The organism is Staphylococcus sp. GDY8P47P (assembly GCF_016892225.1).
GTDB classification, from domain to species: Bacteria; Bacillota; Bacilli; order Staphylococcales; family Staphylococcaceae; genus Staphylococcus; species Staphylococcus borealis.
Genome location: NZ_JAFENV010000060.1, coordinates 1498 through 2576 on the forward strand (window position 1 = coordinate 1498; position 1079 = coordinate 2576).

The following is a 1079-nucleotide window of genomic DNA, read 5'->3' on the forward strand; positions in this document are numbered from 1 at the left end:
CAATTTGATGGCATTACAAATCCTGAGTTACTTAATGACTTTATTAAGCAAGCCAAAGAAAAAGAAGCAAGTGACGAATTAGAACTATAAATTTGAATATTATACCGCTACAACGCTTAAAACGCGTTGTAGCTCATTAAATCAATCGGAGGAAAAATTATGAAAGTAATTGCATTAGCACATAATATTACAGATGAAAGAGAAGACCACTTGGATAAACAACCTATTGATACTGTAAGAGCATATTGTAAAGAACATGGTTATAAAATCACAAAAGATTATAACGACGATAACCAATTAATAAATGATATTAAACTGAAGCACGTCAAACCTAAACATATTGTCTTTTGGGGCATTTATGAAGATTATCCTAAATTGGTCAGACTCTGCTCAACACGAGGTATCGAACTCATTCCAACGTTTCCAATGTTGGAATAACACTTTTACTACTATCAAAGTCAATTGGGAGGAAGAATATGGACGAATTAATCACATTACTCGCTGATTTAGTGATTGAAGAAATCAATCACGCTGATGACTAATAATAACGCCCAACACCTGATTGGTGTTGGGCTTATGTGTAAATTCATTCATAAATATATATTATCACTGTGGAAGGAGGAAACAGGATGAAACAAGCAATGGGTTACTTACGTCAAAGTACAACAAAACAACAATCACTTCCGGCACAGAAACAAGCCATCAAGACATTAGCTAAAAAACACAATATTCAACACATCACATTTTATAGCGATAAGCAATCAGGACGCACTGATAAGCGAAACGGTTACCAGCAAATTACTGAACTGATTCAACAAGGACAATGTGACGTACTATGTTGCTATCGTCTAAATCGACTTCATCGTAATCTAAAAAATGCATTAAAGCTCATGAAATTATGTCAAACGTATCATGTTCATATCTTAAGCGTTCATGATGGCTACTTCGACATGGATAAAGCATTCGATCGGCTCAAACTCAATATTTTCATCAGCTTGGCCGAACTAGAATCTGATAATATAGGCGAACAAGTCAAAAATGGAATCAAAGAAAAAGCTAAACAAGGTAAAATGATTACA

At 34.3% G+C, this 1079-nt stretch carries 2 protein-coding genes; both read left to right on the plus strand.

The genetic code is table 11. From position 1 onward, the window contains the following. The first annotated feature begins 159 nt into the window (after window positions 1-159). Window positions 160-438 carry a recombinase family protein gene (locus JVV30_RS13040; protein WP_069854625.1) on the plus strand — a complete coding sequence of 93 codons (279 nt, stop codon included), beginning with the start codon at window positions 160-162 and terminating at the stop codon, window positions 436-438. Window positions 439-629: 191 nt separating this feature from the next. Continuing rightward, a partial coding sequence (locus JVV30_RS13045) for a recombinase family protein (protein ID WP_204194362.1) occupies window positions 630-1079 on the plus strand: 450 nt, incomplete at its 3' end.

Coding starts and splice junctions, on each gene's coding strand:
- JVV30_RS13040 (WP_069854625.1), top strand. CDS start 160: ATGAAAGTAATTGCATTAGCACATAATATTACAGATGAAAGAGAAGAC.